Raw genomic sequence first — 26,971 nt, 5'->3', positions numbered from 1 at the left:
AATTGGCGGGGGGATTAGAACAATGCATACAAATCACAACAGGCCTGATTGGAAAAAGCGACTTTTATTTATCTCTTTGCAAACGAAGCTAGTGGGGGCCTTTGTACTCGTTTCCTTACTGGTGGGGATCACGAGCGGATTATCTTACATGTATATCAAAAAAGTGGACAACTCCTACACGGAGCTGCTCGATACGAATGTGAGATTACTCCAGGACGTTGCAGAAATAAAAGAAAAAACACAGATGCAAACGAGTTTATTGTTTGGTTATGTGCTGGATCCGACGAAGGACAGGGAGAAGCTTTTAACAGATATGAATGGGAAGCTTTCCTCGATCATTACGAAAATGCAAGATAAGGACGGGAACGAGGAGGAACAATCCGCTGTTGGGTCTATGCTGGAGGCGAATCAAACATTCGCTAGGTTGGTTCAAAAGGTGGTTGCGTACGGTGAAAAAGGCGACACTTCCTTGGCAAAAGCGGAAGCTATGCAGTGGGCGATTCCAACAACGGAAACATTGACGCAAGCGGCGGCAAAAATTGAAGAGCTCGAAGCCGTCATTCAGGCAGATGCTTCTGCTCAGAATCATCAGACCGTCGGGGCGACGATAAAGACTTTGATATGGGTAAGTGGAGCGGCGTTAGTATTCGCACTAGTTATTGGTTTCTTGGTCTCGCGTTCTATTGTAGTGCCAGTGCGTTCCATGGTGAGAGCGGCAGAGCGAATCGCGAATTGCGATTTATCCGTAGGCGATATTGGGGTGAAAAGCCGCGACGAGCTGAGTGATTTGGCAACTGCCTTCAATCAGATGAAAGGCAATCTGCAGGGCTTGATTCGCCAAGTGGGCAGAAGCAGCGAGCAGGTAGCTGCAGCTTCGGAAGAGCTTAGTGCGAATTCCAATCAGGTTAGTGAGTTATCGGAGCGGATCACGGGAACGATTCAAATCATTTCGCAGGGCACGAATGCACAGGTAGGCAGTGTCCATCAAGGTGTGGCCATCATGGAGGAAATGTCAGCGGCAGTTATGCAGATTGCTAGTGTCACACAGACGGCGAATAAGCAGTCTTTGTTTGCGCAGCAGGAGGCGGGGGAAGGCACGGCTGCGATTGAGACTGCGGTAAGGCAGATGCAGGCTATTTATGGCAAGATGAAGGAGCTCGCTATCTCAGTCGATCGATTAAGCGGCCGTTCAGAGAAAATCGTCAACGCGAATGCGATGATTGCTGGTATTGCGCGGCAGACGAATATGCTGGCGCTCAATGCTTCGATTGAGGCGGCACGCGCAGGAGCCGCGGGCAAGGGGTTTGCTGTGGTTGCGGAGGAAGTCCGCAAGCTGTCCATGCAGACCGGCGCAGCGGCGGAGGAAGTGGCTTCTCTTGTCACGAGTATCCAGGAGGAGACGAGGGACGTAATGCGCTCCACCGAGGCGGGCAGCCGCGAGGTGGAGACGGGGCTTGAGGTCGTCGGCGAAGCGGGAGCGACGTTTGGGCGCATTCGTTCGGCGATGGACGAGGTCGCTCGTCAGATCGAGGAAGTAGCGGGCTGCTCGGAGGCTATCTCCGAGAAGACGCTCGTCGCTGCCCACGTGATTCGCGCTATCGACGAGGTAGCGGGGCAGACCGCTGCGGGCGCGAAGAACGTCTCCGCCAACATCGAGGGGCAGTATGCGAGCATGGAGGAGATTGTCTCCTCCGCGACGGTGCTGAGCAGCATGGCTGCGGAGCTGCAGGGATTGATTGGGCGGTTTCGGGTGTGAGGGCGTGTCTGCAACGTATATCCGAATGTTGATCGACTTGTTTTCGGATAAAGAGAAGCTCGTAGCAGCCTCAAGAGTCGACACATAGCGTACCGAGGGTATTTGACATTAGTTTGACATCAAACTATAATATGATTATGGAAACTAGAGATGCAATTTCATTAATCTCCAAAATTAGAGAGAAAGTAAATCGATTTATTGTAGCAGAGATGGATAAAAATGGTATTGGCGGGATTGGCACATCGCATGGTGATATCTTCTATGCGCTATTTAAGAATCCCAGGCTAACTATGGCGGACATTTCGAAGAAAATTAGTAAGGATAAATCCACAGTTACAGCGCTTGTCGATAAGTTGGTTCGGCTCGGATATGTGATGAAGGAAAGGGACAAAGAAGATACGAGGGTTGTTTATGTGGCTTTAACCCAAAAGGGTAGTGAATTGAAACCACTCTTTGAATCGATATCGAAAGAGATGTTAGATGCCTTTTATTTAAACATCTCTGATGAAGAAAAAGAAGAACTGTTTCACATTTTAAAAAAAATTTATAGTAACCTATAAATTTTTTTGTGTAAAAATAGTTTGATGTAAAACTAAATGAGGAGGAAATGGTCATGAGAGATATTACGAAAGAATTGCCCGCTCATACGGAGAAATACATCGGGGATAACGATTTATTTATAGAGATATTCCAGGGGGAAAGCCTCTCGAAAGCAACTAAACAAAAGCCTCCTTTGCTTTTTGTACATGGCGCCTTTACAGGAAGTTGGATGTGGAGCAAGTATATACCACACTTTATCGACGAAGGTTGGAAATGCTATGTCATGAACTTGAGAAGTCACTATAAAAGTAGGCAACTAGATATGACTATCATAACTTTTGAGGACTATTTGGAGGACATTAATGAGGCTATTGCTGAGTGTGGTGTTCCGCCGATACTTATCGGATTTAGCATGGGAGGGATCTTGAGCGAGAAGTTGGCTGAAACCGTCGAGATCGCCGGGTTGGTGTTGATCGATTCCGTCATAAGCAGAGAGGTTCATGAAGCCGTACCATACAAGGAATTAGGCCGAATGATATCTGAAATCATTGTGCCTGCCCCAGTACGTGAAGAGCAATCCAGCATAGATGAATCTGCAGATGATATTGAATTTCAAAGAAAGTATTTGGCAACCGAGTCAGCAATGGCATTTAACGCTTTTATATTCTCACCCGAAGCAAAGGGGATATCCATTGACAGCAGTTCAATTTCTTGTCCGTGTTTGGTTATCAAAGCTGTAAACTGTGATGACGACGATCGTCGGGGTAGGGTGACAGCGGAGCATCTCCGTGCTGAATATAGAGGGCTTTGGAACACAACGCATACCGGTGTGCTCGTAGGACAGAGATATATGGAAGCGGTAGATGCAATTATGGAATGGTTAAAGAGATTTTAAACCAAATAAGGGCTGTCCTGATGTAGGTGTATCTACTTCAAGGGACAGCCCTTTATCATTTCTGTACGAGCTTAAGAAGGCTCAAGTACATCTTTCCTTGCATTGTGACCAGAAGAAGCAGATATGTCCTAAATGTCCTGCATATAATTCAATATCAGCATTCTTCGAACGATAGCAAACGAAAAGACGATTTCCCTTGTGATCAGCATGTTCGGTTCAGATTTGAAATTTGCGAAGAGAGGAGTTATTCCCTTTGATGGAAGCCGCAAGTAAAATAATGAAATTATTTGTGCTAACGAGTGGGGTCGCCTTGTTTGATATTGTCATGCTTTCACCGGGACTTCTAGGCATTGGAATCGGACACAGTGCGTTACAAACGGCACTCACCGTATCCATTCTGCTCGGAAGCACACTCGTATTGTTGTTCGGCATTTACAGCGTAGTCATGAAGCCCAATGTTCGGCTCCCCGCAAGACAGATGAAGAGCCCAGAGGATTTGGAGGGTGCTTGGAAACAATTCAAAGGTATCAAATCCCTTGCACAGGAAATTGCGCTTGGCTTGCACCAATTGGAGCGAATGCGTAAAAAACAAGAGACCATACGAAGTGTCCTCCTCCAGAGGTTTGAACCGAGCGGACTTAGCTTTCAGAAATTTGCTTCTACGACGCAAGAGGTGGAGAAGTTATTTTTTCACAATATTCGGAGTATGATAAACCGTCTCCATGTGTTCGATGAAGAGGAGTTTCAAAGTATCTCTAAACAAAATACGAGCCAGTTGTCCCCCGAGCTTTTGCAAGAAAAAAGAACCGTGTATAAAGCACATATGTCGTTTGTTAAATCCGCTTTACATATAAATGAAGAAATTTTGCTCAAATTGGATAGGTTGCTGTTAGAAATTTCTCGACTAGATAGTCTGGAGATTGGTGATATCGGGCAAATGCCGGGCATGCAAGAGATTGATGCTTTGATCAAGCAAACACAATTCTACAAACAGTAGAGGTGGTGCTCAAAACATGAATAAAACGAAGTTCTTCTTTATATCGCTTCTTATTGTGATTATTGTATTTATCGGTGTTTATGCTGGCGTTTCTTTCACGGCCAATATTGGCAAATCCCAAACTCAAGTGACAGCGGAGAGTGCTGCAAAGCAATTGAACAAGATGTACGAGAAGATCTCAGTGGTGAACGGAACACCAGTCAAAGGACAGATTGATATTAATCCAGCGGATGTCGCTTCATCTCTGCCTGATATTTCGAAATTTCCAATTACGGTGAATAATACGACGGATTATTTTGTAGAAATTTTCTCCTCGACAGAGAAATCCGGCAATGGCGTGGATGGTTGGTTAACGGATGTAGCGAACGAATTTAATAAAGCGCAGATTGTGGTTAACGGGAAGACGGCCTCTGTCAAAATTCGCAATATTGCTTCTGGGACGGCGACGGACTATATCAAGTCAGGCAAATATGTGCCGGATGCTTTTACACCTTCGAATGAGTTATGGGGGGAGATGATCAAATCTGGCGGTCCGAAAATACAACTAGTCACAAAAAGGCTGGTAGGGAATGTTCCTGGGATTGTGATTTCGAAGAAAAAATATGATGCCCTCGTTGCCAAATACGGCTCCATCAATGTAAATACCGTGACGCAAGCTATTTCAAATAATGAATTTGCTATGGGTTATACGGACCCTTTCGCGAGTTCAACCGGCCTTAATTTTCTCGTAACAGCTTTAAGTACATGGGATAACAAAAATCCAATTAGTGAGACGGCCGTTCAAGAATTTGAGAAATTCCAAACGAACGTGCCCTTTATCGCATCTACAACGATTCAAATGCGAGATGCTGCAAAGTCAGGGATGCTGGATGGTTTCGTACTGGAATACCAGACATTTCAGAATGCTGCGGAGCTAACGAATGACTATGTGTTTACACCATTTGGATATAGACACGATAGTCCACTTTATGCCCTTGGTGATCTGCCGATCGTGAAACTTGATGTGATTAAGCGATTTGCTGAATTTGTTACACAGGCGAAATATCAACAAACAGCCAAAGATAAAGGGTTTAATGGGCTAGAAAATTACAAGAGTGAGCTCCCTGCCATAGATGGAAATACACTTACTTCTGCTCAAAAGGTTTGGAAAGAAAAGAAGAACGGAAGCAAGCCACTTGCCGCTGTTTTTGTTACGGATGTATCTGGCAGCATGGACGGTAAGCCCATTAGTCGATTGAAAGAATCTCTGCTCAAAGGCCAGAAATACCTGGGTAAAGAAAATAGAATTGGTCTCGTATCCTATTCGAATGGGGTGACGATCAATCTCCCCATTGCCAAGTACGATACCAATCAGCAATCGCTGTTTGTGGGTACCGTCGGTACGCTCCAAGCAGGGGGAGGAACAGCGACATTTGATGCCATTGCCGTTGCCATGAAAATGCTGCAAGACTATATGGCAGCGGATCCGAATGTGAAGCCGATCATCTTCGTATTGAGTGATGGGGAAACCAATGCAGGCCATTCCTTGAAGGACATTCGAGGACTGATCGAGACGTTGCAAATTCCCATCTATACGATTGGTTATAATGCCGATATTGCGGCACTTCAGAGTATTTCCAGTATCAATGAGGCGGCGAGCATTAATGCGGACACGGATGATGTTGTTTATAAAATAAGTAATCTGCTCAACGTTCAGATGTAGGGTTAATTTACCTTTTGAGGGGGAGTTAGGATGTCGTTTTCGTTGGAGATTGCTGGCGATGAGGTGCTTAAAGCCGTTGTAGAGGAGCAAGTGAAGCCTGTTCCAGAGGAAGTTGTTAAACTGAAAGCGCAAGCCGAACAGAATGTACAGACGATTATGGAGATCGATCTCGACTCACTGGAGAAACGCAAAAATATTTTGGCAGCGGTAGAAAACTTTGGTATTGAGACAATGCGAGCATCCTCCCAAAAAAATGCTTTACTCCAAGTAACGATAGGGCAGCTATCGAGGGCGGGTGACGAGGGGGGAATCGTTGCCAAAGGGCTTGGGGAGCTGCAACTCCAAATGAAGGATCTCGATCCTAGTGGGATCGACTTCGTCAAACGCGGGTTTCTAGGGAAGTTTTTTAACCCACTCCGATCCTACTTCCACCAGTTTGATAAAGCGGACATGGTCATTGCCGAAATTATCGAAACGTTGAATAAAGGGAAATTAGGGTTGAAAGATGACAATACGACACTTCTTCTCGAACAGCATGCACTGCGTGATCTTACCAAAAAGCTCCGCAAGGAGATCCAGCTAGTTTCCTATATGGATGAATCCATTGAAGCACAAATCGCGCTCGCCAAAGCCCGAAATGATGATCCAGAGAAGATCCAATTCATAACGGAAGAGGTGCTTTTTCCACTTCGTCAGAGGACACTCGATATGCAAGCAATGATGGCGGTCAATCAACAAGGATTTATTACCTTCGAGGTTGTCATTCGGAATAATAAGGAACTTATCCGTGGCGTGGATCGTGCAAGCACGGTAACGGTAGCGGCTTTGCGTGTCGCCGTTACGGCGGCAAGTGCGCTAGCCAATCAGCGGGTAGTGCTGAAGCAACTCAACGCGTTGTACAATACGACCAATACGTTTATTGAACATACGGGGCAGATGTTGAAGCAACAAGGTGTGGATATTCAAAAAGGCGCCATTGAGGCCAGCATCTCAGTAGATTCGCTTAAAAAAGCATTCGCCGACAGCTTTGAAGCCTTGCAGGCGATCAGTACCTATAAGCAAGAAGCGCTTCCGAAAATGCGTGAAACGATTACCCAATTCCGTGAGCTAGCTGAAACGGGAGAGAAGCAGATTTTGCGGCTTGAAAGAGGCGCGGCTGTGGGGTTATAAGGGAAAAGGAACTTCGGACTTCTTCAAGTCTGAGGTTCCTTTTGTTTGTTCCAGGGCTCGCTGTGGATAACTGGATTTTCTGTAGTTAATTATTGCGAGTTTAACCTTTTGAGCGAAATTGGTGATAATTAACTACCTATTTTCCATTTAAATCAAAAATTCGGGGAATTTCCTGCGAAATAGCTGTACATTTTCCAGTTAATTGGTTTCGACTATTGGCCAAAGGTTCCTTAATCGCGAATCTCAACAATCAACTCAATTTCCACAGGTGTGTGGAAAGGAAGATCGCTCGTGCCGATCGCGGAACGGGCATGTTTGCCATTTTCGCCGAAGATCTCAACGAGCAGGTTGGACGCACCGTTGATCACATAAGGCTGGTCGCCAAAGCCAGATTCGCTGTTGACGAAGCCGAGCATTTTGACGATTTTGACAACACGGTCTAGATCGCCAAGATATCCTTTCATCACCGCTAAGCAGTTGATAATGGTCTGTCGTGCTGCCTCTTGGCCTTGCTCAATGGTGACTTCACGGCCGAGTTTACCTTCATACATGAGCTCACCGTTGATACGGCAATCTTGGCCGGATAAGTAAATCAAGTTACCTGTTTGATTGCATGGAATATACGTGAAACGCGGTTCTGGGGAAGGGGGAAGCGTGATACCAAGCTCTTGCAAACGTTGTTCAATAACGGACATATGAATGACCTCCAAGTCAAAGTTAGGTTTAGGTTTTAAGATTTCGCTCAAATGATTAATGACGACAGCAATGCTGTGCGCGAATGAAGCTGCCTTCCCGCGCATGCGTGTGTTGACCGCCGGTCAACGATAACGCGCCATTCACGACAACATGCGAGATGCCATCCGGATACTGTCTCGGATTTTCGAACGTCGCATGATCCTGAATGGTATCCGGATTGAACACCGCTACATCCGCGATGTAGCCAGGAACAATCAGCCCTCGCTTACCGAGCTTGAAGCGCTGAACAGGGAACGATGTCACTTTGCGCACCGCTTGCTCCAGGGTCAAAATACGATTCTCGCGGACATACTTCGCAAATACACGAGGGAACGTCCCATATAAGCGAGGGTGCGGCTTCCCGGTATCACAAGTGAGACTATCTGACGCGATGAGCGATTTATCGTAAGCAACAACTTGCTTCACATCTTCGTCAGACATATGGAAGTAGACAATAGAGATGCGGCCTTCTTCTTCCAAAAGGAGATCCATCATACAATCCGCTGGCTCTTGCCCGCGGATTTCGCTGATCTCGGCAAGATGCTTGCCTTCGAGATGGCGATTGCGCTCAGTATGCATGGCGGAAAGGAACACACTTTGCCAGCCTGTGGAACAAACCAAGTTGTCCCATGCCGTCTGTTCGTGGCTCAATTCTTCGCGAACACGGGCACGAAGCGAAGGATCACGCAGCACCTCAAGCGCACTTTCGATTCCGCCTTCGAGCACCCAAGGAGGAAGAATTGTTGTTAAGCTGGTAGAACCTGCATTATACGGATACACATCACAAGTGACGTCCATACCACGAGAGCGCGCATCTTCAATGAGTTCCAACGCATCGGTGATTTGTCCCCAATTGCGCTTACCAGCTGCTTTGAGGTGAGAGATGTGCAGGGAAACGCCAGCTTTCTCGGCAATCCAGATGACTTCCTTAACGGAAGGCAATAAATTGTTGCCTTCACCACGAATATGCGTGGAGAAAAGACCGTTATATTTCGGCAACACGGAGCATAACTCGGCAATTTCTTCTTTGCTCGTGTAGCTGCCCGGCGCGTAGAGCAGCCCGATGGAGAAGCCAATCGCACCGGCTCGCAGGCCATCTTCGAGCATAGCCTTCATCTGTGCGATTTCTGGCAAGGTTGCTGGCCGATTGGCGAAGCCTATCACCGCGATACGCAGTGCGCCATGCGCCACATAGGTGGCCATATGCTCAGATGGACGCGAGTTCGCGACGGCATCCATATATTCCGCAACCGTTTCCCATGGCCATTGCCATTTGGTTTGACCTAACACCGGCTGAACATAGCTTTGAAGAAGCTCAGCTTGAGAAGGGATGAAGGGAGCAGGAGCGAGCCCGCAGTTGCCGACGACTTCGGCAGTAACACCTTGACGCATTTTGATTTCACTATGTGGATAATCGAAAATCATCAGATCGGAATGGCAGTGGCCATCAATAAAGCCAGGTGAGATGACTTGCTTATTCACATCGATGACCTTCAAAGCATCCTCATGAAGGTGACCAACAGCGACGATTTTGTTGCCTTGGATGCCAACATCGCCAGCAAACCAAGGATTACCAGTGCCATCGACGATGCGTCCGTTTTTCAAAATAAGATCCAACATGATGGGGCACCTCCCAAATTTATTCAATCAATTACAGCTATTCCAGCATGCCTCGTGCAAGCACAGGCACGCGTTCAAATGTGTCACCTCGTTGCATCACAACATGATTGTGCAGGTTAATCGTACTGCAAATATGATTCGGAATAATGCGCAGCTGGTCGCCGACTTTCAGGTCAGCGACTTGCGCCAATGGGCCAAGCTCCACCATGCCGTGCTCTTCGGTCATCCGCACGAGAAGCGCATCTTCCAGGCCATGAATATGGCCGAAGCCGCGCAGCTGCAAGGGATGCGTGCCCGGTTGCACGTCGGTCGCGAAGGTTTTGCTGCCGCCGTCAACGATCGCTAGATCCGCCGAAGGGCGGCTCACGACGGTGACGAGCACGCTGCCGGCGCAGTCCTCGAGATCGCAGACGCCAAGCTGCGCCTGCATCCGGTCTTGATAAACGTAGGTGCCGGGACGGACCTCCGTCACCCCTTCGACAGCCGCGGCATACAAAGCCGTCGGCGTCGAGCCAACGCTGACATCCGCGATGGCGATGCCCGCGGCTCTAAGGCGGTCAGCCAGCTGTACCATCAGCTGGCCCTCCTCAAGACCGGCGGCCGCCACATCGAGTGTGGGCTTGCCGGCAAGCAAGGCGCCGCGGAACGTGTAGATGCCGGTCAGCCGCAGATGCGGCATACCTGCAATCTCCGTGGCAAGCGCGGCCGCCGCCTCATACGGCACACCGGTTCTGCGCAGCCCGGTGTCAATCTCTAATCGAACCTGCAGCGTATGACCATGCTTGGCCGCGGTCTGCTCCATCAGCTGGGCACCGGCCAAGCTGTCGACCCCAACGATAAGCTCAATCTGCTCGCTGATACGAATAGCTCGTTCGATCTTGCTCGCGGTCACCAAAGGATACGCGATAAAGATATTAGGAATTCCATGCGCCGCCATCACCTCGGCTTCTGACACTTTTGCCACCGTAATGCCAACAGCACCGGCGTCAATTTGTTGCCGAGCAACAGAAGGAAGCTTATGCGTTTTCGCATGCGGACGTAGTTTAACGCCATTTTGCCGAACACGTTCTGCCATGGTTGCTATATTCCGTGCCAGGATATCTGTATCAATAAGGACGCAAGGCGTTTCTAGGGAGATGGTCATAGGGATTCACTCTCTTTCGCGTTACTTTTGCCCTCTTCCAGATGGCTGTAAAGGGTGTACTTGGAGATGTTGAGATACGTGCAAATTTTCTCGCCGCCTTTTTTAATGAGAAAAGCACCTTTGGCATCGAGAAGCTGAATCATTCGCATCTTATCTTCTTTGGTCATGACGGCAACAGGCTTGCCGATGACTTCCTGCGCTTCTTGAATGAGTGCATCGAGTAGATCACTAACACTCGTAACGAACGATTCCCTCACCTCAGCTTGCTCACCAGCAGGGTTGATGAGGTTTTTCAGTGTTTTCTCAGCGACCATGAGATCCGTAATGTCCATGTTAATGCAGAGTGAACCGATGATTTTGCCTGCTTTATTTTTCATATACATCGAGCTGGAGCGCAGAATGCGGCCGTCCTTCGTTTGGGTCAAATAGTTAAATTTGTTGCCGTTTACATGATTGCCTCGCAACAACTCAAGACCAAGATTCGTACCGGGATCTCCGACTTTGCGTCCTGTGATGTGACCGTTTGCAATGGCGACGATGGAGCTTTCGTATGATCCCGTCAAATCGTGCAGTACGACCTCGCAATTCTCGCCGAATTGAGCGGCAAGCCCAGTCACCAAATCGGTCAAAAATACGAATTCATCTTTAATGGATTCCATACCGGTTATCCCCCCTTACAGGTGTAGGTTATTCTGAGCAAAATGGTAACACAAACTTTTCGAATGTCAAACAAAAAGTTTGATAGGCTAAAAAAAAGTATGATTTCCCAGTATCGCTCGTGATACTATGGTAAAAAGATCATGGTATGTGGAATGCTAAGTGTTGCCAGAAGATGGATCGCTAGATGAAGGGAGGATCTCCTATGAAGCGGTGGTTTGCCAAATCACTCAATCGCAAGCTCTCATTGCTTATTTTATTTGCTGTTGTACTGCCTTTACTTACGATGGGAACAGTCTCCTATCGGATTGCAACCTCGGTGACGGAGGATAAAGCGAAGCAAGCAGGGATGAATACGCTGAAGCAGATGACAGATAAGCTTGATTTTGTTATCCAGGACGTCGAGAACATGTCGATCTTTCTGATCGGTCAGCGGGATGTCCAGTCCTACTTAGGCAAGGAAGAAAGCGATATCAATCTCTATTCGCAGCTTATTGGGACCTTATGGAACTTATCCTATTCCAAAAAGTATATTGCCAACATTACCATTACGCCGAAAAACAGTAACCCTGTGTTATATACAACAACGATTACGAATTCAGGTTTGGCACCACTTTTGCAACAGTACGAAACAACGAATAAATCAGCACCCAAATGGTGGTCGCCGCTCTATGACATTCAAACTTCCGATGGTTTACGCAAGGTCATTTCACTGGTCAGACCGATTCGGGATTTCAGCCTATTTAAAACGTTGGGCACCTTATCCTTTTCTCTAGATCAATCAGAGATTGAGCATTATTTGACGGATGCAGGCTGGGAAACGAGCGGGTTTGTCGTCTTGGTAGACGCGAATAATCGTATTATTGCTGGCGGCGATCGGAAGTGGCTGATGAAGGATATGTCCGATGTATTCCCCAACCTGCATGGACTTACAGAAACAAGCGGCGTGTCGAATGTGCTGCAAGGGATGCATCCGTATACCGTTCTCTACAACGGACTTCCACGTGTGGGTTGGAAACTAGTCGGATTCATACCGACCGAAATCTATCAAAAGCAAAATGGCTTCGTTCTGACCGTAACAGCCGTCACCATCATCATTGCGCTCTTGTTGGCGATGGCGCTGGTTATTTATTTCTTGCGTTGGGTCACGAATCCGCTGATGAAGCTGACCAAATATTTAAAGGATCTGAATCCAGATGAGACGATTCCTACGTTTGAAGTGAAAAGCGTGGATGAGGTCGGCCTGCTCGTTCATAGCTACAATAAGCTCAGCGACCGAATCAGCCGTCTGAAGGTTCAAGTTCAGCTCAACGAAGCGATGAAGAAGGAGGCGGATATTATGGCGCTGCAAGCACAGATTAATCCGCACTTTTTATATAACACCTTGTCGTCTATTCATTGGATTGCCTTGATGAATAAGGATCGACAAATTGCCGAGATGGTCGGTGCGCTCAGTGATTTCTTGCGTTTTAGCTTAAATAAGGGGGAGGAGTTCTGTGTTGTTCAGCAAGAGGTTTCCCATGCACAGAACTATGCCTATATTCAGGCGATTCGGTTTCCGGAGCAGTTCGAGATTGAGTTCTTTATCGACCCTGCTATGACGCAAAGTGTGATGCTGAAGCTGCTGCTGCAACCCTTGATTGAAAATAGTCTGATTCATGGCATTCAGAAGAAAAAAACCAAAGGACACATTTATGTGCACGGCGAGCTGCGTGAGCATGATATGAAATTTGTGGTGGAGGATACGGGGATTGGGATGGATGAAACGAAGCTGAGAGATATTCATGGACAGCTGGCTTTGGCCAATCAGAAGCTTGGCATTCGAAGTGAAGCGGATGAAGAACGGAAAAAGGTTGTGACTAGCTATGGGCTCATTAATGTGCATCGCAGGTTGCTGCTCCATTATGGAGCGGGGGCTGGCCTTGTTCTGGAAAGCACGTTGGGAACAGGTACCCGAATCACATTCCTAATTCCGCGCGAGAGAGGAGAGTCGTCGGTATGAGGATTTTGATCGTGGATGACGAGGTTATTATTCGGACTGGTCTATGTACCGTGATTGATTGGAAAGAGCTTGGGCTAGAGCTGCTGCCAGCAGCTGCATCAGCGGAAGAGGCTTTAGAACGTATTCCGCAGGAGAAGCCGCATATTGTTTTGACCGATATTCGAATGTCAGGGATGGATGGTATTGAACTTGCCCGGGAAATCAAGCTAATTCTGCCGGATACGGAGATTGTTATTCTCACGGGGTATGATGATTTTAACTATGCGCAGCAGGCTTTGCGCGGCGGTGTAACAGATTATTTACTGAAAACCAGCCGTCCGGAGGAGATCATTAAAGCGGCGCTGAAAGCAAAGCAGAACATCATGGATAAATGGGAGTCGGTGAAGCAGGACAACCGAAGACAGGCCGCGCTGCGCTCACAATTGCTAGAAAGGGCTTTGAATCGAGGCTTGCACGATGATGATGAGGCGCGCACTCAGCTTCATCAGTGGTTTCGTAAAAATGGCGTCGACACCACAGTGGATGATGGCGCGGAGATTGCAAGGCAGGTGCTTCTTGTCTCCTGTACGGGTTGGGCAACCTTTGCTGATCTGCTGCAAGGTGCCGCAGAGAATATGTTGTACGAGCTTCTCCCTTGTGTGACGCTAATGAATAAGGATCATTTCATACTTGTCGTCCGATACGAAGTTGGTGTAACGGATGCCGCGGGGCTTCTTAAGGCGCTTCAACGTGTCACCGAAACACTCAAATGCGCCGTTTTCGCTGCGCTTGGACCCGTTGCGCACGATGATGAGGGACTGCGGGAGTCCTATCGCGCTGCCAAGGAAGTTTTCGCCTATCAGGGGCTTCTGGGCTCAACGGGACTTTACACGCCCCAAGATATTCGTGATCGAAGCGGGAGCCGCACGGTCTGCACGGAGAAAGAGGAGTCGGAGCTTGCCGCGATTCTCATGAATGATAATGCGACGGACCTCAGGCACTGGGTCAATCATAAGGTTCGTTCACAGCTGGAGGATACTGCGGCTACACCTCTGTCCGTTCAAGGGTATATACAGTCTCTTGTAGTAGCCGGTCATCGCTGGTTAGAGAGAGCTAGTACGGCAGAGCAAGATCTATCTGCACTAAGTGCGCTATCTAAGCTAGAGGGGGAAGGCCGTCCTGAAGAGGAAGTGTTCAAGGTGTTGTCAGCGCTCATGAATATTTTCCATCAGGGACTCGATCAGAATAAGTATGCGTATATCCATAAGGCGATTGCGTACATTCGGGATAATCTGCATCAGCCCATTTCGCTACAGCAAGTTGCAGGTTACGTCCATATCAATCCCAATCATTTCAGTGAGGTATTTAAGCGGGAGACCGGCTGCACCTATATCGAGTTTGTTACTCGGGAACGGATGAAATTAGCCATAGATATTGTGCAGAGCACGCAAATGAAAGTGAGCGATATTGCTAGACGAGTGGGTTATGAGGATATCAAATACTTTACTCAGCAGTTCAAAAAGCACACGGGAAGAACACCATCCGAGTATCGACAAGGGGGCAAAGACTGAAATATGACCCCCTTCGCACCGAAGTCTCTCCCGTACCAGGGCAGAGAAATGTCCCCTATACTAAAGGAGTAACGAAGAGCGCTTGCAAGTAAAGGAGCTAGTTGCTACGAAACTTTTAGGAGGTCCGAACAAATGAAAAAGTCATTTATCGTTACACTGGCGGCTGCGATGTCACTTTCGTTGATAGCAGGTTGTGGGTCGAATGGAACTACAGATGGGGCACAAGGCAGCACGGCACCAGCTAAAACAGAGACAGCGAAGCCTGGTGAGAAAGTGAAGCTATCGATCTGGCACAACTATACAGGCGAAGATACACGTGCCAAAACGATGCGTGAATATATGGAAAAATTCAAGAAGGACCATCCGAACGTGGAGTTGGATATTCAGGGGATACCACCCGATGGCTACCGTCCTCGCCTGAAAACCGTAGCAGCAGCGAATGAGATGCCGGATCTGTTCGTTATGTGGCCTGGTGTAATGACGAAGGAGTTCGTCGGTGGCGATTTGATCCAACCGATCAATGAGCTTCTGGATAGCAAGGCAGAGTGGAAGGGCAATTTTATGCCAGGTTCCTTCGATGATTTCACGATTTCTGGCAAAACCTATGCAGCACCTATGGCCTTATCGCCAACATCCATTCTTTATTACAACAAAGAAATCTTCAACAAATATAACGTACAACCACCGAAAACGTGGGACGACATGATGAAGCTAGTGGATACGTTCAAAAAGAATAACGTAACACCAATCGCGCTTGGTAACAAAGCAGCGTGGGTTGCACAATCGAGCATCCTAAGCTCATTAGCTGACCGCGTGACAGGAACAGAATGGTTCTTGAAGGCTGTTGATCAAAATGGTGCGAAGTTTACGGATCCTGAATTTGTTCAATCCTTGACGTACTTACAACAGCTTGGTAAAGCCGGAGCTTTCCAAGAAGGCTTCAACAGCATTGATAACACACAGATGGAGCAAATGTTCGCGCAAGGGAAAGCAGCGATGATGATCGATGGTGGCTGGGCATTGCCGAACCTAGCAGCTAGCGCCTCCAAAGAAGCATTAGCCAACATGGCTGTTACCGTTTTACCTTCCGTACCGAATGGTAAGGGAGATCCGAACACACTATCCGGTGTTGTTGGAACAGGGTTGGGTATGAGCAAAAAAGTAACTGGCGCACAGAAAGCAGCTGCTTACGAGTTGATCTATGCATTGTCTGGTCCAGAAGCACAGAAAGCCATCTTAGAAGGCAATCAGCTTGTTAGTTACAAGGTAGCTTTGGATACAAGCAAAGTAACATCTCTATTCGCAGAGGTTTACAAAATGATGGGCACCGTGAAAATGACGCCTGTTTACGACGGCAGACTGAGCTCATCAAGCGCAGATGTCGTGAACAATGGACTTCAAGAGCTTCTGATGGGCGGCAAGCCAGAAGATATTGCGAAGAAAGTACAAGATGCGCAAGCGAAAGCACTCGGTAAATAAGGTTAGGCCAAAGGACTCCAGCCTTAGTTCGGCTGGAGCCTTTTTTCCAAAAAAAGCTTACAAGGAGGGGCATCATGAACGTGTCCGCAAGAATGAGAGGATTCATTACCATAGGGCTCCTTCCAGCCTTAATCATCTATTTGTTTTTTGTTGTCGTTCCACTCTTTTGGTCGGCGTACTATGGCTTTTTTGACTGGAAAGGCATTGGCGCAGCGAAATATATTGGGATGGATAACTATATCGAAGTATTTACAGATCCGATCTTTTGGAAAGCTTTTAAAAACAACATGCTTATCGTTGCTGCTTCAGTCTTCGGACAGGTTCCGATCGCGATGATCCTAGCGCTTCTCTTGATGCGCAGCACACCTTTTCAACGTATCATTCGAGCTTCCGTCTTTATGCCCATGGTATTGTCTTCTGTCGTTGTCGGGATTATCTGGGGATACATCTATCACCCGCAAATCGGTATTCTGAACTTCTTGCTTGATGGTGTTGGCCTTGATAGCTGGAAGAAAGCTTGGCTCTCCGATCCGAAAGTATCGATGTTCGCACTGATGGTGCCGATCATCTGGAATTATATTGGTCCTTACATGATTATGTTTATTGCTGCCTTACAAAATATTTCTCCTGAAATTGAAGATGCTGCCCAGCTGGATGGCGTCGGACCGGTGCGTAAGCTATTTGCTGTCACACTGCCAATGATTTGGGATACGGTGAAAGTGGCGATCGTGCTTTGTATTTCGGGCTCTTTGAAGGCGTTCGATCTCATTTACGTCATGACAGGCGGCGGCCCTGCACATTCCACGGAATTGCTGGCTTCCTATATGTATAACAGTACATTCAATGTGTATCGCTTCGGATTCGGTAGTGCACTTTCCACAGCGATTATTATTCTTAGCCTGCTCTTGATTGTAGGCAGTCAGTATCTAATGAAGCGAGACTATCGCTAACACCGATAATTCGTCAGGAGGGACAGCTATGAAGCAGGTTGTAGCGATGCAAACGGGTTTTCCCGCTGGAGCTAAACAACGTAAAGTGTGGACGCGCGGTGCCATTAATACCGTTCTTTCCTTATATGCCCTGGTCACGTTGTATCCATTAATATGGTTATTTATTAGTGCCGTTAAATCAAATGAAGAGTTTTATTCCCGGCCGTTCTTGCTGCCAACAGTCTGGAAGTGGGATAACCTTGTTCGCGCGTGGAAAGTTTCGGGAATGGGACTCTCCTTGTGGAACTCCACAGTCGTAACGGTGGCATCTTTAGTACTTACACTGATTCTAGGCGCATTGGCGGCCTTTGTCATCGCGCGGTTTGAGTTTAAATTGAAGGCATTTTTCACAGGACTGTTCCTGCTAGGCATGCTCATTCCGATTCACAGCACACTAGTACCTCTCTTTATTATCATGAAAAAAATAGGGCTGTTGAACACGTACGGCGCACTAATTTTCCCCTATGTCGCATTTGAGTTGCCACTAGCGATCTTCATAGTAGCTGCCTACTTAGTTAGTATTCCAAAAGAAATCGAAGAAGCCGCGCTTATTGATGGTACGGGCTACTGGGGAATTTTCTTCCGCATGATGCTTCCGCTAAGTGTACCTGCACTATCAACCGTTGCCATTCTGGGCTTTCTACGATTCTGGAATGACTTCGCTTTCGCGCTTGTCTTCATTAGTAAGCCTGCACTCAAAACCGTACCGCTTAGCTTATCCGCCTTCGCCACGGGATATATGACCGATTACGAATTGACGATGGCTGCACTAGCGATTGCTGTGCTTCCAACGATTATCGTGTTCTTGCTGTTCCAGGAGCAGATTATGAAGGGCATGACGGCTGGTGCCGTGAAGGGGTAGAATGGGGGGGGGACCCGGTAATCCCGATGACCCAGCAAGCCAAAACCAGACACCCCAGGCAACGAGGTACCCATCATCCCGTCACCCCAGTAACCCGACTGCCCCAGCAACCCTGGCAGCAACCGGCATCCACCAAACATCTTGCTGCGGAGTAGGAATAGGAAAGAACACCACGTAGTGATGTAAAACAGACTTACAGATGCAAAGTTTTGCATCTGTAAGTCTGTTTTTTTAAAAAAGATGAAGTGTGTAAATAAGAATAAGAAGCACCAGTGGAGAAGAGTAGCAGAAGTGTGGAAGAGTATATGTGTATATGAGTGGAGTGGAGTAGAGTAGAGTAGAGTAGAGCGTGCCTTTTGGGTAGAATAGTAGGTTGGAAGTAGTAAGTACAACAAGATGGAGGTGTTCGTCCAATGAAATAGCTGGAAAAAATCCAGCTATTTCTGCCCAATTTCATCGAAAAAGGAAGTTAACTGGATTTTCTCCATCTATTTTTGGGCTATTTCAATGAAACCCTAATAATCGTCTAGATTAGATGTATGTTTTCCATTTATTTGACTTTTTCAGCCAAATCGCATCGAATTAAATGTAGTTTTTCCAGTTATTCCTCCAAAAGGTTGAGTCTAATTAACACATCGCTAGAATCCACTTTAGTCCGATATCTCAGAATTAAACAAGGAATTCTTTATAAAAAGGTACATTAGTCCGATCGGCGATGGGAGCGTAAGCCAACGCTACGATTTCCCCTTGCGGGTCATCTCCGCAAGCGAAACCCACTGCTCATCGGTCACCTCGAGCAGATCGTTGAACTGCCCGGCGCCTTGCAGCCACTCGCCGCCGTCAATCGTGATCACTTCGCCGTTAATATACCCGGCGAAGTCTGAAATCAGATAAGCGGCGAGGTTCGCCAGCTCATCTTTTTCCCCGACGCGCCCCAGCGGGACGCGGTGCAAGAGCTTCTGCGACAGCTCGGGCGTGGGAGCCAGTCGGCTCCACGCGCCGTCGGTCGGGAACAGCCCCGGCGCGATGGCCACTTGCCGGATCCCGTACCGCGCCCACTCGACGGCGAGTGAGCGGGTAAGGGCAAGCACGCCGGCCTTCGCGGCTGCGGATGGCACAACAAAGGCGGATCCAGTGGAGGCGTAGGAGGTGACGATGTTCAGCATCGTACCGCCTACGCCTTGCTCGATCCACCTTTTTCCTAGCTCCAACGTGGTGTAGAACGTCCCGTGGAGCACAATGTTCAGCACCGCATCGACCGCTCGCGGTGATAAGTGCTCGGTCGGGCTGGCAAAGTTGCCCGCGGCATTATTGATCAGCACGTCGATGCGACCGAAGTGCTGTTCCACTGCTGTGATCATGGCAGCGACCTGCTGCGGATCACGCACATCGCAGGGATGGTAGAAGACATCCCCGCCGCCAACAGCCATTTCTGCCGCAGCTTTTGAGAGCACTTCTTCTCGTCTACTCGTGATGGCCAGCTTAGCGCCAAGCGACAGGAATTTCTCACCCATAGCGCGGCCAAGCCCTGTGCCGCCGCCAGTAATAAGGACTACTTTATCTTGTAGCAATGCTCCATCGAACATAGGATTCACGCTCCTTTTTGCCTCATGGGTAGTATGGATATTATTCTCATGAAATAGTTATGCCCTTAATGCTATGGATAGCGCTTACATTAGTGCTGATAACTCATGTTCTCATACCAGCAACCTTACTGTCCAGTACCAATAGATGCATTGTCACCGTGCACAATCCCTTCACTTTATGTTGTGCAGTTAACCAATAACAGTTGAATTGACCTTTGTAATGTTGTATTCTAGTCAATAAAAATTAGAGACAGAGGAGTGGCAAGAGTGGAGATTAAAGTAGACGATTTATCCGGTCCTGAAGTAAGAGCGCTCATTATGGAGCACCTTCTACATATGCAATCACTATCCCCGCCTGAGAGTACACATGCCCTAAATTTGGATGGATTGAAAAAGCCAGATGTGACATTTTGGAGTGGTTGGGAACAAGGAGAATTAGTTGGTTGCGGGGCTCTCAAAGAGCTGGATCGTCAACATGGCGAGTTAAAATCAATGCGAACTTCCTCCGCACATCATAGAAAAGGAGTCGCGAAGCGAATCCTTGAACATGTTATTAATGAAGCGAAGCAACGCGGCTATACGCGAATAAGCTTAGAAACGGGATCCATGGAAGCTTTCGAGCCAGCTAGAAAGTTATATGAAAATTTTGGGTTTACCTACTGCAAACCGTTCGCGAATTACACGGATGACCCGCTAAGTTCATTTATGACGTTGGAATTATAAGATCATTATAGCGGAGACCTTCAGGATGTTGCTGGGGGTCTTTTTTTCATTGTGTATAAAACTATACAGGCTGCTCATTTCATTGTTACTGGAGCTCGGAATCTCCTTATTCAGAATAAAGCTATGGGGTAACGCTATTTGCACGGGTGAATGATTTTGAGAGCCAATAAGACGATGGGATAACTTTATACGATCCAAAGCCAGAGATATTGAAGGTCAAGGAGAGTAATAACGTTATGCCACACCTTTATTTCAAAAAATCAAGAGAACAAACACGAAATAAGGTGATTCCTTAACGTTAGTTCCACATCCTGATCGAAGCCATACCCTTTATCTGGGAAGATCCATCCCTTTATCCGCAATGTACGAAAAGAGGAGGTCTCATTCGACCTCCCCCTCAATCCCCAAACTTAATCCACCAAAACAAACTTCTCCAGCACATGCCTCACGCCATCTTCGTTATTGCTCTTCGTCACGAAGTTCGCCAACGCTTTAAGCTCAGGCAGGGCATTCTCCATAGCAACGCCGAGGCCTGCAACTTCAAGCATTTCCCGATCATTCCATGCATCGCCAAGTGCAATTACTTCATCTAATGAGCATCCGATATGCTCAGCAAGGAACGTGATCGCATGTCCCTTCGTACCTTCCTTATGCATGAACTCCAAATAGTGCGGCTTGGATTTCGTAATATGCAGCTTATCACCCAGCAAAGGGAGCAGTTCCTCACGGATTTGGTCACAAACCTCCGGTGTATCTACGATCAGCAGCTTTGGCTGCGGGATATGGATCCATTGACGTAAATCACCAATAATATAAGGTGTCTTGGACAAGCTTACATATTTTTTAATCTTATCGTTATCCTCAGCTGCATAAAGCTCATCCCCATGGTAAAGCTGAAGATGATAGTTGTTCTTCTCGCAGTAATCAAGCAGGAATTGTGCACTTTCGACCGGCACAGTGCGCTCGTACAGGACTTTCTCGTCTAGCAAATTTTTAATCAAAGCCCCTTGATACGTAATGATGGGGACGTTGAGTCCAATGCGATTAGCAATTTTGGCAGCAGAAGGAAAGCTTCTTCCTGTAGCGATGGTGACGGTTACCCCTTTGGCAACAGCTTGATGCATGGCCTCAACCGTCTCTTGTGAAATCGTCAAATCATCACGCAGCAGCGTATCATCCAAGTCAGCAGCAACTAATTTATACGTCATGTTTCTCACCGATCCTATTCATCTTCTCTATTAAAATTCTGCTAATAGCATACCCGAATTGCTAGCGAATTGCTACAATAAGCGCATAGGAGATAGCAAAAAGGAGGCACTTTCACGATGACATCCCCATACACGAATGACTTGGAGAAATGGCTTAGATCGCATGCGAACAAGGAAAATGCAATAAGTATGGAAGCTTATATGAAGAATCATTTTCCATTCCTCGGTATTCGAAATCCAGAACGCGTGGCACTGACCAAACTATTCACGAAGGAACATGGTTTCCCGAAAGGGGAGGAGGGCGTTCGCATTGCCCAGGAACTTTGGCAATTGCCTGAGCGTGAATTTGCTTATACGGCTATTTTGATGCTGCTGCAAGTTAGAAAAACAGTGAACGCTGAGCACATTGACCTGCTGGAGCATTTCATCGTAACCCAATCCTGGTGGGACACGGTAGATACGATTGCGGATCACTTGATCGGTTTTCATCTCCAACGATTTCCCGAGTTAATTCCTGCAAATGTAGAGAAATGGTTAGCTTCCAATAACATGTGGCTGCAACGAACCGCTATTCTTTTTCAGTTGAAGTATAAAAAGAAGACCGACGTGCCGCTCCTGTTTCACTGTATTACGACGATGGCGGATTCGAAAGAGTTCTTCATTCGCAAAGCGATTGGATGGGCACTGCGCGAGTATTCCAAGACGGATGCTGAGGCCGTGCAATCTTTTGTTGCTAGCCATGATTTATCACCCCTAAGTGAACGTGAGGCACTGAAGGTAATTCACAAAAAATAAGAAAATACTGGGATCTAATCAAATTTATTGACATTGATAATCATTTTCATTATCATGAGTTGAGAATCAATATCATACATAAATCGATACTCAGGAGGGTCCACCTTGCCACGTTTCAATACAAAAACTACTAAAGTTACTTTCACTGTCCTATCAGTATGCATGGCAGCTCTACTAGCAACAGCTTGCGGAAGTAACAAAGATGCAGCAAGCACAACAACACCTGCAACTTCAACGGCTCCGGCAGCTACTGCAGCAGCGACAGCAACACCTGCGCCTGCTGTTGATAAAGTTTTGAAAGATAGCATGGGGCACGATGTTAAAGTTCCAGCTAACCCGAAAGCAGTTATCGCTTCCTACTTGGAAGATCCGTTACTCGCACTAGGTATTAAACCGATTGTTCAATGGTCTGTTAAAGAAACAAGCGTGCAAGATTATTTGCAAACACAACTAGCTGGTGTTCCTCCTATTTCGTCCACTCTTCCTGTGGAATCCATTTTGAAAGCTACCCCAGATTTCATGATCGTTGGCAGTGAGTCAGCGGTTGAGAAAGGTCTATATGAGCAGTACTCCAAAGTTGTACCGACATTTGTGCTTGGCAGCGAAGTAATAGCGGACTACCGCAAGACGCTTTTGAAAATGGGCGAAATTCTTAATAAGACAGATGCGGCGAACGCAGCTCTAAAAAAATATGATCAAAAAGTAACAGATACAAAAGCAAAGCTTACTCCAATTATTGGCGATAAAAAAGTTGCCATTCTGTGGGTAACGAATAAAAACTTTTATGTCGTTAACGGTAAAGTTGCCAGCGGCGCTGTTGCTTACGGAGATCTTGGTTTGAAACTGCCTAATATTTTGGCTGTACTACCGGAAGCCAAAGCTAATTGGGTGCCAATTTCACTAGAAAAGCTTGCTCAACTAGATGCAGATTACATTTTCTTGGTTAACAGCGATAAAGGTCAAGCAGGCAATCTGGAAGATCCGCTGTGGAAGAACGTTCCTGCTGTGAAATCAGGTAAAGTATTTGAAATAGACAAAACGAGCAGCTGGTTGTACAACGGTGTAATCGCTGGCGAGCGCGTGATGGACGACATCGTTAAACTTATTAAATAATTGGGGGCTAGGGTATGACGGGTTCAGATAAACGAGTTCCCGCAATCCATCCGCCATTAAAATCCCGTCCATTAGCTGCATCAGCCATTATTTTTGGTGGACTGGCTTTGTTGCTGATCAGCCTGATTGCCTCCATTTCGGTTGGGGCAGCAGATATCTCCTTCGGCGAGGTATGGCAAGCCATCTTTCAATTTAACGCTGATTCGACTCAGCATTTGATCATCCAACAATTAAGGCTTCCGCGAGCAATCGCTGGAGCATTGGTTGGGGCTGCTTTTGCTGTGGCAGGGGCGATTATGCAAGGTGTTACACGCAATCCGCTATCGGACCCGGGTATTCTTGGTATCAACGCAGGTGCAGGCTTTATGCTTGCCCTGTGTTTTGCCTTTTTACCACAGCTGCCGTTTCACTATGTCATTCTATTTTCATTCCTCGGTGCTGCAATAGGAACGGGGCTTGTCTATGGCATTAGTGCGCTGGCGAAGGGTGGCGTAACACCTGTTCGAATCGTTCTGGCGGGGTCTGCTGTCAGTGCTTTACTTCTGGCACTCAGCGAAGGGATTGCGATTACCTACCATATTGGTCAGGATCTCGCTTTTTGGTTTGCAGGAGGAGTTGCAGGTACGAAGTGGTTGCAAGTTGATATTATGGCACCTTGGATTATCGTCGCTTTACTAGGTGCGCTTTTCATCTCACCTTGGATTACGCTGTTAAGCATGGGGGAAGATGTTGCAACAGGCCTCGGATTAAGGATAGGGCTTGTTAAGCTAGCTGCGTATGTGCTAGTTCTGGTCCTTGCCGGTGCGTCTGTGGCAACAGTAGGAGCTATTGGATTCATTGGTCTTATTATTCCGCACGTTGTTCGCTATCTCGTGGGTGTTGATTATCGTTGGATCATCCCGACTTCAGCCGTATTAGGCGGGTTGCTGGTCGTGCTGGCTGATATCGGAGCCCGCATGGTCAATCCGCCATTTGAGACGCCGATAGGTTCCATTATTGCTCTGATTGGTGTGCCCTTCTTCCTCTATTTGGCGCGTAAAAAGGGGAGGGATTAGGCAATGGCATCCATGCAATCTGGCAGTATCAAGAAACCGAGATTGGCTAAAGCGATCACGGTGATGTCGATTTTAATGGTCCTTATAATCATCGTATTTATTATTAGTATGAATACTGGCGTGATTCGTTTAAGTCCTATTGAGGTGCTTCGAACGTTTTTTGGAGGCGGGACAGCGAAACAAGGCATCATTCTATTTGATTTCCGTCTTCCACGTATCGTGATTTCAATCCTGGTTGGAGCGGGGTTAGCGGTTTCAGGAGCTATCTTACAGGGGATTTCACGGAATATGCTAGCTGACCCAGGTATTCTGGGCATTAACGCAGGAGCAGGAATTGCGATCATTCTGGTCGTATCTTTTTATCCCAATAATGTTGGGGCACCGTTGTTCTTCATGCCGATGATCGCTATGCTGGGCGCCGGTTTGGCCGCTTTACTGATCTATACACTTTCGTATGTCAAAGGCAAAGGGATCTCGTCATCCCGTCTGCTCCTTGTGGGTATCGCGGTTTCCGCGGGTATTGCTTCTCTGATGGTTGTACTGAGCATTCGCTTGGATCCGACCGATTTTCAGTTCGTTCAGATCTGGTTAGCAGGTAGTATCTGGGGAACCAACTGGAAGTTTGTTCTCGCCTTATTACCGTGGATCGTCGTGCTCATTCCTTACGTCATGTTCAAAGCCAATGTGCTGAATGTGCTGAATCTAGGCGAAATGACGTCCATTGGACTCGGGATAAGGATGGAGCGGGAACGCCTTGGGTTGCTGGCTGCAGCCGTTGCACTTGCAGGCGCATGCGTCGCGGTCGGTGGTGGGATTGGCTTTGTAGGGTTGATAGGTCCGCATCTGGCACGAAGATTAGTTGGACCTAAGCATCAATACTTGATTCCGGCTTCGGCACTCACTGGAGGGCTGCTGCTTATTGTGGCGGACACGATAGCACGGGGGATGTTTCAACCGACTGAGGTTCCGACTGGCATCGTGGCCGCTGTTATCGGAGCGCCATATTTTCTGTATTTATTAGTTCGAACGAGAGCTTCGTAAGAAGATAAACATAAAAATCCACTGTAGGCTTAGTAGCCTGTTGTGGATTTTTCTCATTTTACCTGCCACATAGGAAATGTTAGATAACTTAACGCATATACTAGTTGAAATAAATATTGTTATATATATTGACATAAACATTACATTCGTTTAAAGTAATTAAAATTCTTCTCTAGCGCGCTGGCGTCTACGAGAGGCAAAGGGAGAGATGGGAGATGGCTCACATGCGAACGAATGATTTGTTAGCGAGATTACCGAAGGTGGATCTTCATTTACATTTGGATGGAAGTGTGAAGCCCGAGACGATTTTGGAGCTCGCTCTCGAGCAAGGCATATCACTCCCTGTTTACGACAAGGATGGGCTGATCCCGCATATGCGCGTGACGGACAATTGCGGCAGTCTGATTGAATACTTAGGGAAATTCGATTTTACGACACGCTTCCTACAAACAGGTGCAGCCTTAGAACGTGTAGCTTATGAAGTCGTTGAGCAATCCGTGGAGCATAACTGTCGTTATGTGGAGGTGCGCTTCGCGCCTCAACTGCATCGCAACATGGGGTTAACTTTAGAAGAGACGTTCCATTACGTCACGCAAGGATTAAAGCGTGCGGGGCGCGATTTTGGAACGAGATTCGGTGTTATTGCCATTTGCATGCGGAATCATCCCTGTGCTGAGAATTTGGAAGTCATTGAAGCAGCCGCCAAGTTCGTAGGGAAGGGCGTAGTTGCTGTTGATTTGGCTGGTGATGAAGCGAATTATCCGCCTGAGTTTTTCCGAGAAGTGTTCGCTAGATCACATAAGCTCGGCATTCCTGTGACCATTCATGCTGGCGAGGCAGCGGGTGCGGTTAACGTTTACGAGGCAGTTACACATCTAGGGGCAACCCGAATCGGGCATGGGGTAAGACTTCGGGAGAATGCCGCTATTCTGGAGTTGATCAAAGATCGCCGTATTCCATTAGAAATGTGTCCGATCTCCAATATCCAAACGAAGGCTGTGGCTTCGTGGGAGGCGTATCCGATCCGGGAGTACTTGGATCAAGGTTTAATCGTAACGATTAACACCGACAATCCAAGTGTCTCGGGAACCGATATTACGAAAGAGTATCGTACAATTGCCGATCGATTCGCGTTTACAACACCAGAGTTAGTGAAGTTGATCATGAATGGTGTGGAGGCCGCTTTTATGGATGAACACGATAAAGGGATTTTCAGAGGAGAGATGGAAGCTGAGCTTATCAGCTTGGGTGTATATAATTAAATGAAGGTGGAAGAGATCTGTTGCGATTACGCAGCAGATCTTTTTGTTCAAGGAGATGTTTGTTATGTTAAAATAAGGGATATTTTCAAA

Annotated in this window: 23 protein-coding genes; 17 read left to right on the top strand and 6 right to left on the bottom strand. The window is 47.2% G+C overall.

The window, feature by feature from the left end; genetic code table 11:
• The first annotated feature begins 22 nt into the window (after positions 1-22).
• The 6 genes from ACSQ8O_RS34775 to ACSQ8O_RS34750 all read left to right on the top strand — a co-directional run bounded on the left by ACSQ8O_RS34775 (position 23) and on the right by ACSQ8O_RS34750 (position 7,060).
• Positions 23-1,756 carry a methyl-accepting chemotaxis protein gene (locus ACSQ8O_RS34775; protein WP_436245460.1) on the top strand — a complete coding sequence of 578 codons (1,734 nt, stop codon included), beginning with the start codon at positions 23-25 and terminating at the stop codon, positions 1,754-1,756.
• 137 nt (positions 1,757-1,893) lie between these two features.
• The gene (locus tag ACSQ8O_RS34770; RefSeq protein WP_436245459.1) at positions 1,894-2,316 is read left to right on the top strand and encodes a MarR family winged helix-turn-helix transcriptional regulator; all 423 of its coding nucleotides are present in this window, start codon (positions 1,894-1,896) and stop codon (positions 2,314-2,316) included.
• 53 nt (positions 2,317-2,369) lie between these two features.
• Entirely contained in the window at positions 2,370-3,191 is an 822-nt protein-coding gene (locus tag ACSQ8O_RS34765) for an alpha/beta hydrolase (RefSeq protein ID WP_436245458.1), read from the top strand.
• A 256-nt stretch (positions 3,192-3,447) separates the two neighbouring features.
• On the top strand, positions 3,448-4,188 hold the full coding sequence (locus tag ACSQ8O_RS34760) for a hypothetical protein (RefSeq protein WP_436245578.1): 741 nt from the start codon (positions 3,448-3,450) through the stop codon (positions 4,186-4,188).
• Positions 4,189-4,204: 16 nt separating this feature from the next.
• Positions 4,205-5,890, top strand: a complete 1,686-nt coding sequence (locus ACSQ8O_RS34755) for a VWA domain-containing protein (protein WP_436245457.1) — start codon at positions 4,205-4,207, stop codon at positions 5,888-5,890.
• Between the two features lie 30 nt (positions 5,891-5,920).
• A complete protein-coding gene (locus ACSQ8O_RS34750; RefSeq protein WP_436245456.1) occupies positions 5,921-7,060 on the top strand; it encodes a toxic anion resistance protein in 1,140 nt (379 codons plus the stop codon).
• A 230-nt stretch (positions 7,061-7,290) separates the two neighbouring features.
• Here the strand turns inward: ACSQ8O_RS34750 and ACSQ8O_RS34745 are convergent, their stop codons facing one another.
• The 4 genes from ACSQ8O_RS34745 to ACSQ8O_RS34730 are packed head-to-tail and all read right to left on the bottom strand — an operon-like array spanning position 7,291 to position 11,218.
• Positions 7,291-7,755, bottom strand: a complete 465-nt coding sequence (locus ACSQ8O_RS34745; protein WP_028557558.1) for a RidA family protein — start codon at positions 7,753-7,755, stop codon at positions 7,291-7,293.
• A gap of 55 nt (positions 7,756-7,810) precedes the next feature.
• Positions 7,811-9,415 carry an N-acyl-D-amino-acid deacylase family protein gene (locus ACSQ8O_RS34740; protein WP_436245455.1) on the bottom strand — a complete coding sequence of 535 codons (1,605 nt, stop codon included), beginning with the start codon at positions 9,413-9,415 and terminating at the stop codon, positions 7,811-7,813.
• 37 nt (positions 9,416-9,452) lie between these two features.
• Positions 9,453-10,559, bottom strand: a complete 1,107-nt coding sequence (locus tag ACSQ8O_RS34735) for an alanine racemase (protein ID WP_436245454.1) — start codon at positions 10,557-10,559, stop codon at positions 9,453-9,455.
• On the bottom strand, positions 10,556-11,218 hold the full coding sequence (locus ACSQ8O_RS34730; RefSeq protein WP_436245453.1) for a helix-turn-helix transcriptional regulator: 663 nt from the start codon (positions 11,216-11,218) through the stop codon (positions 10,556-10,558). Before ACSQ8O_RS34730 ends, ACSQ8O_RS34735 begins: the two co-directional genes overlap by 4 nt.
• 203 nt (positions 11,219-11,421) lie before the next feature.
• Here ACSQ8O_RS34730 and ACSQ8O_RS34725 point away from each other — a divergent pair, with 203 nt between their 5' ends.
• The 5 genes from ACSQ8O_RS34725 (at position 11,422) to ACSQ8O_RS34705 (ending at position 18,098) form a co-directional block, all read left to right on the top strand.
• Positions 11,422-13,218: a cache domain-containing sensor histidine kinase gene (locus tag ACSQ8O_RS34725; RefSeq protein ID WP_436245452.1), complete on the top strand. Its 1,797-nt coding sequence runs from the start codon at positions 11,422-11,424 to the stop codon at positions 13,216-13,218.
• A complete protein-coding gene (locus tag ACSQ8O_RS34720) occupies positions 13,215-14,768 on the top strand; it encodes a response regulator transcription factor (protein WP_436245451.1) in 1,554 nt (517 codons plus the stop codon). Before ACSQ8O_RS34725 ends, ACSQ8O_RS34720 begins: the two co-directional genes overlap by 4 nt.
• 132 nt (positions 14,769-14,900) lie before the next feature.
• Positions 14,901-16,247, top strand: a complete 1,347-nt coding sequence (locus ACSQ8O_RS34715) for an extracellular solute-binding protein (RefSeq protein WP_436245450.1) — start codon at positions 14,901-14,903, stop codon at positions 16,245-16,247.
• A 74-nt stretch (positions 16,248-16,321) separates the two neighbouring features.
• Complete coding sequence (locus ACSQ8O_RS34710) at positions 16,322-17,197, top strand: carbohydrate ABC transporter permease (protein ID WP_436245449.1); 876 nt, start codon at positions 16,322-16,324, stop codon at positions 17,195-17,197.
• Between the two features lie 46 nt (positions 17,198-17,243).
• Positions 17,244-18,098 (top strand): carbohydrate ABC transporter permease, encoded by an 855-nt coding sequence (locus ACSQ8O_RS34705; RefSeq protein ID WP_056620317.1) that lies wholly within the window; start codon positions 17,244-17,246, stop codon positions 18,096-18,098.
• 734 nt (positions 18,099-18,832) lie between these two features.
• On the opposite strand, the gene ACSQ8O_RS34700 is transcribed toward ACSQ8O_RS34705, so the two are convergent.
• Positions 18,833-19,684: an SDR family oxidoreductase gene (locus ACSQ8O_RS34700; RefSeq protein WP_436245448.1), complete on the bottom strand. Its 852-nt coding sequence runs from the start codon at positions 19,682-19,684 to the stop codon at positions 18,833-18,835.
• Between the two features lie 267 nt (positions 19,685-19,951).
• On the opposite strand from ACSQ8O_RS34700, the gene ACSQ8O_RS34695 reads away from it, so the two are divergent.
• Positions 19,952-20,407, top strand: coding sequence for a GNAT family N-acetyltransferase (locus ACSQ8O_RS34695; RefSeq protein ID WP_436245447.1), 456 nt, complete (start codon positions 19,952-19,954; stop codon positions 20,405-20,407).
• 410 nt (positions 20,408-20,817) lie between these two features.
• Here ACSQ8O_RS34695 and ACSQ8O_RS34690 read toward each other — a convergent pair whose 3' ends face one another.
• Complete coding sequence (locus ACSQ8O_RS34690; RefSeq protein WP_436245446.1) at positions 20,818-21,615, bottom strand: HAD family hydrolase; 798 nt, start codon at positions 21,613-21,615, stop codon at positions 20,818-20,820.
• Positions 21,616-21,732: 117 nt separating this feature from the next.
• Here ACSQ8O_RS34690 and ACSQ8O_RS34685 point away from each other — a divergent pair, with 117 nt between their 5' ends.
• From ACSQ8O_RS34685 to add, 5 genes are all read left to right on the top strand, one after another.
• Positions 21,733-22,410, top strand: coding sequence for a DNA alkylation repair protein (locus tag ACSQ8O_RS34685; protein ID WP_436245445.1), 678 nt, complete (start codon positions 21,733-21,735; stop codon positions 22,408-22,410).
• A gap of 105 nt (positions 22,411-22,515) precedes the next feature.
• Positions 22,516-23,523, top strand: a complete 1,008-nt coding sequence (locus tag ACSQ8O_RS34680) for an ABC transporter substrate-binding protein (protein ID WP_436245444.1) — start codon at positions 22,516-22,518, stop codon at positions 23,521-23,523.
• A gap of 14 nt (positions 23,524-23,537) precedes the next feature.
• On the top strand, positions 23,538-24,578 hold the full coding sequence (locus tag ACSQ8O_RS34675) for a FecCD family ABC transporter permease (protein WP_436245443.1): 1,041 nt from the start codon (positions 23,538-23,540) through the stop codon (positions 24,576-24,578).
• Between the two features lie 3 nt (positions 24,579-24,581).
• Positions 24,582-25,619, top strand: a complete 1,038-nt coding sequence (locus ACSQ8O_RS34670; protein ID WP_436245442.1) for a FecCD family ABC transporter permease — start codon at positions 24,582-24,584, stop codon at positions 25,617-25,619.
• 224 nt (positions 25,620-25,843) lie between these two features.
• Positions 25,844-26,881, top strand: a complete 1,038-nt coding sequence (add, locus tag ACSQ8O_RS34665) for an adenosine deaminase (protein ID WP_436245441.1) — start codon at positions 25,844-25,846, stop codon at positions 26,879-26,881.
• The last annotated feature ends 90 nt before the right edge of the window (positions 26,882-26,971 follow it).

This window comes from Paenibacillus sp. LjRoot56, assembly GCF_964253335.1.
Classification (GTDB): domain Bacteria; phylum Bacillota; class Bacilli; order Paenibacillales; family NBRC-103111; genus Paenibacillus_E; species Paenibacillus_E allorhizoplanae.
This window is presented reverse-complemented; position numbering and strand designations above follow the sequence as displayed.

Excerpts from the sequence above, each read along its gene's own strand:
- ACSQ8O_RS34775 (WP_436245460.1), top strand. The coding sequence starts at position 23 with ATGCATACAAATCACAACAGGCCTGATTGGAAAAAGCGACTTTTATTT.
- ACSQ8O_RS34770 (WP_436245459.1), top strand. The coding sequence starts at position 1,894 with ATGGAAACTAGAGATGCAATTTCATTAATCTCCAAAATTAGAGAGAAA.
- ACSQ8O_RS34765 (WP_436245458.1), top strand. The coding sequence starts at position 2,370 with ATGAGAGATATTACGAAAGAATTGCCCGCTCATACGGAGAAATACATC.
- ACSQ8O_RS34760 (WP_436245578.1), top strand. The coding sequence starts at position 3,448 with ATGGAAGCCGCAAGTAAAATAATGAAATTATTTGTGCTAACGAGTGGG.
- ACSQ8O_RS34755 (WP_436245457.1), top strand. The coding sequence starts at position 4,205 with ATGAATAAAACGAAGTTCTTCTTTATATCGCTTCTTATTGTGATTATT.
- ACSQ8O_RS34750 (WP_436245456.1), top strand. The coding sequence starts at position 5,921 with ATGTCGTTTTCGTTGGAGATTGCTGGCGATGAGGTGCTTAAAGCCGTT.
- ACSQ8O_RS34745 (WP_028557558.1), bottom strand. The coding sequence starts at position 7,755 with ATGTCCGTTATTGAACAACGTTTGCAAGAGCTTGGTATCACGCTTCCC.
- ACSQ8O_RS34740 (WP_436245455.1), bottom strand. The coding sequence starts at position 9,415 with ATGTTGGATCTTATTTTGAAAAACGGACGCATCGTCGATGGCACTGGT.
- ACSQ8O_RS34735 (WP_436245454.1), bottom strand. The coding sequence starts at position 10,559 with ATGACCATCTCCCTAGAAACGCCTTGCGTCCTTATTGATACAGATATC.
- ACSQ8O_RS34730 (WP_436245453.1), bottom strand. The coding sequence starts at position 11,218 with ATGGAATCCATTAAAGATGAATTCGTATTTTTGACCGATTTGGTGACT.
- ACSQ8O_RS34725 (WP_436245452.1), top strand. The coding sequence starts at position 11,422 with ATGAAGCGGTGGTTTGCCAAATCACTCAATCGCAAGCTCTCATTGCTT.
- ACSQ8O_RS34720 (WP_436245451.1), top strand. The coding sequence starts at position 13,215 with ATGAGGATTTTGATCGTGGATGACGAGGTTATTATTCGGACTGGTCTA.
- ACSQ8O_RS34715 (WP_436245450.1), top strand. The coding sequence starts at position 14,901 with ATGAAAAAGTCATTTATCGTTACACTGGCGGCTGCGATGTCACTTTCG.
- ACSQ8O_RS34710 (WP_436245449.1), top strand. The coding sequence starts at position 16,322 with ATGAACGTGTCCGCAAGAATGAGAGGATTCATTACCATAGGGCTCCTT.
- ACSQ8O_RS34705 (WP_056620317.1), top strand. The coding sequence starts at position 17,244 with ATGCAAACGGGTTTTCCCGCTGGAGCTAAACAACGTAAAGTGTGGACG.
- ACSQ8O_RS34700 (WP_436245448.1), bottom strand. The coding sequence starts at position 19,684 with ATGTTCGATGGAGCATTGCTACAAGATAAAGTAGTCCTTATTACTGGC.
- ACSQ8O_RS34690 (WP_436245446.1), bottom strand. The coding sequence starts at position 21,615 with ATGACGTATAAATTAGTTGCTGCTGACTTGGATGATACGCTGCTGCGT.
- ACSQ8O_RS34685 (WP_436245445.1), top strand. The coding sequence starts at position 21,733 with ATGACATCCCCATACACGAATGACTTGGAGAAATGGCTTAGATCGCAT.
- ACSQ8O_RS34675 (WP_436245443.1), top strand. The coding sequence starts at position 23,538 with ATGACGGGTTCAGATAAACGAGTTCCCGCAATCCATCCGCCATTAAAA.
- ACSQ8O_RS34670 (WP_436245442.1), top strand. The coding sequence starts at position 24,582 with ATGGCATCCATGCAATCTGGCAGTATCAAGAAACCGAGATTGGCTAAA.
- add (WP_436245441.1), top strand. The coding sequence starts at position 25,844 with ATGCGAACGAATGATTTGTTAGCGAGATTACCGAAGGTGGATCTTCAT.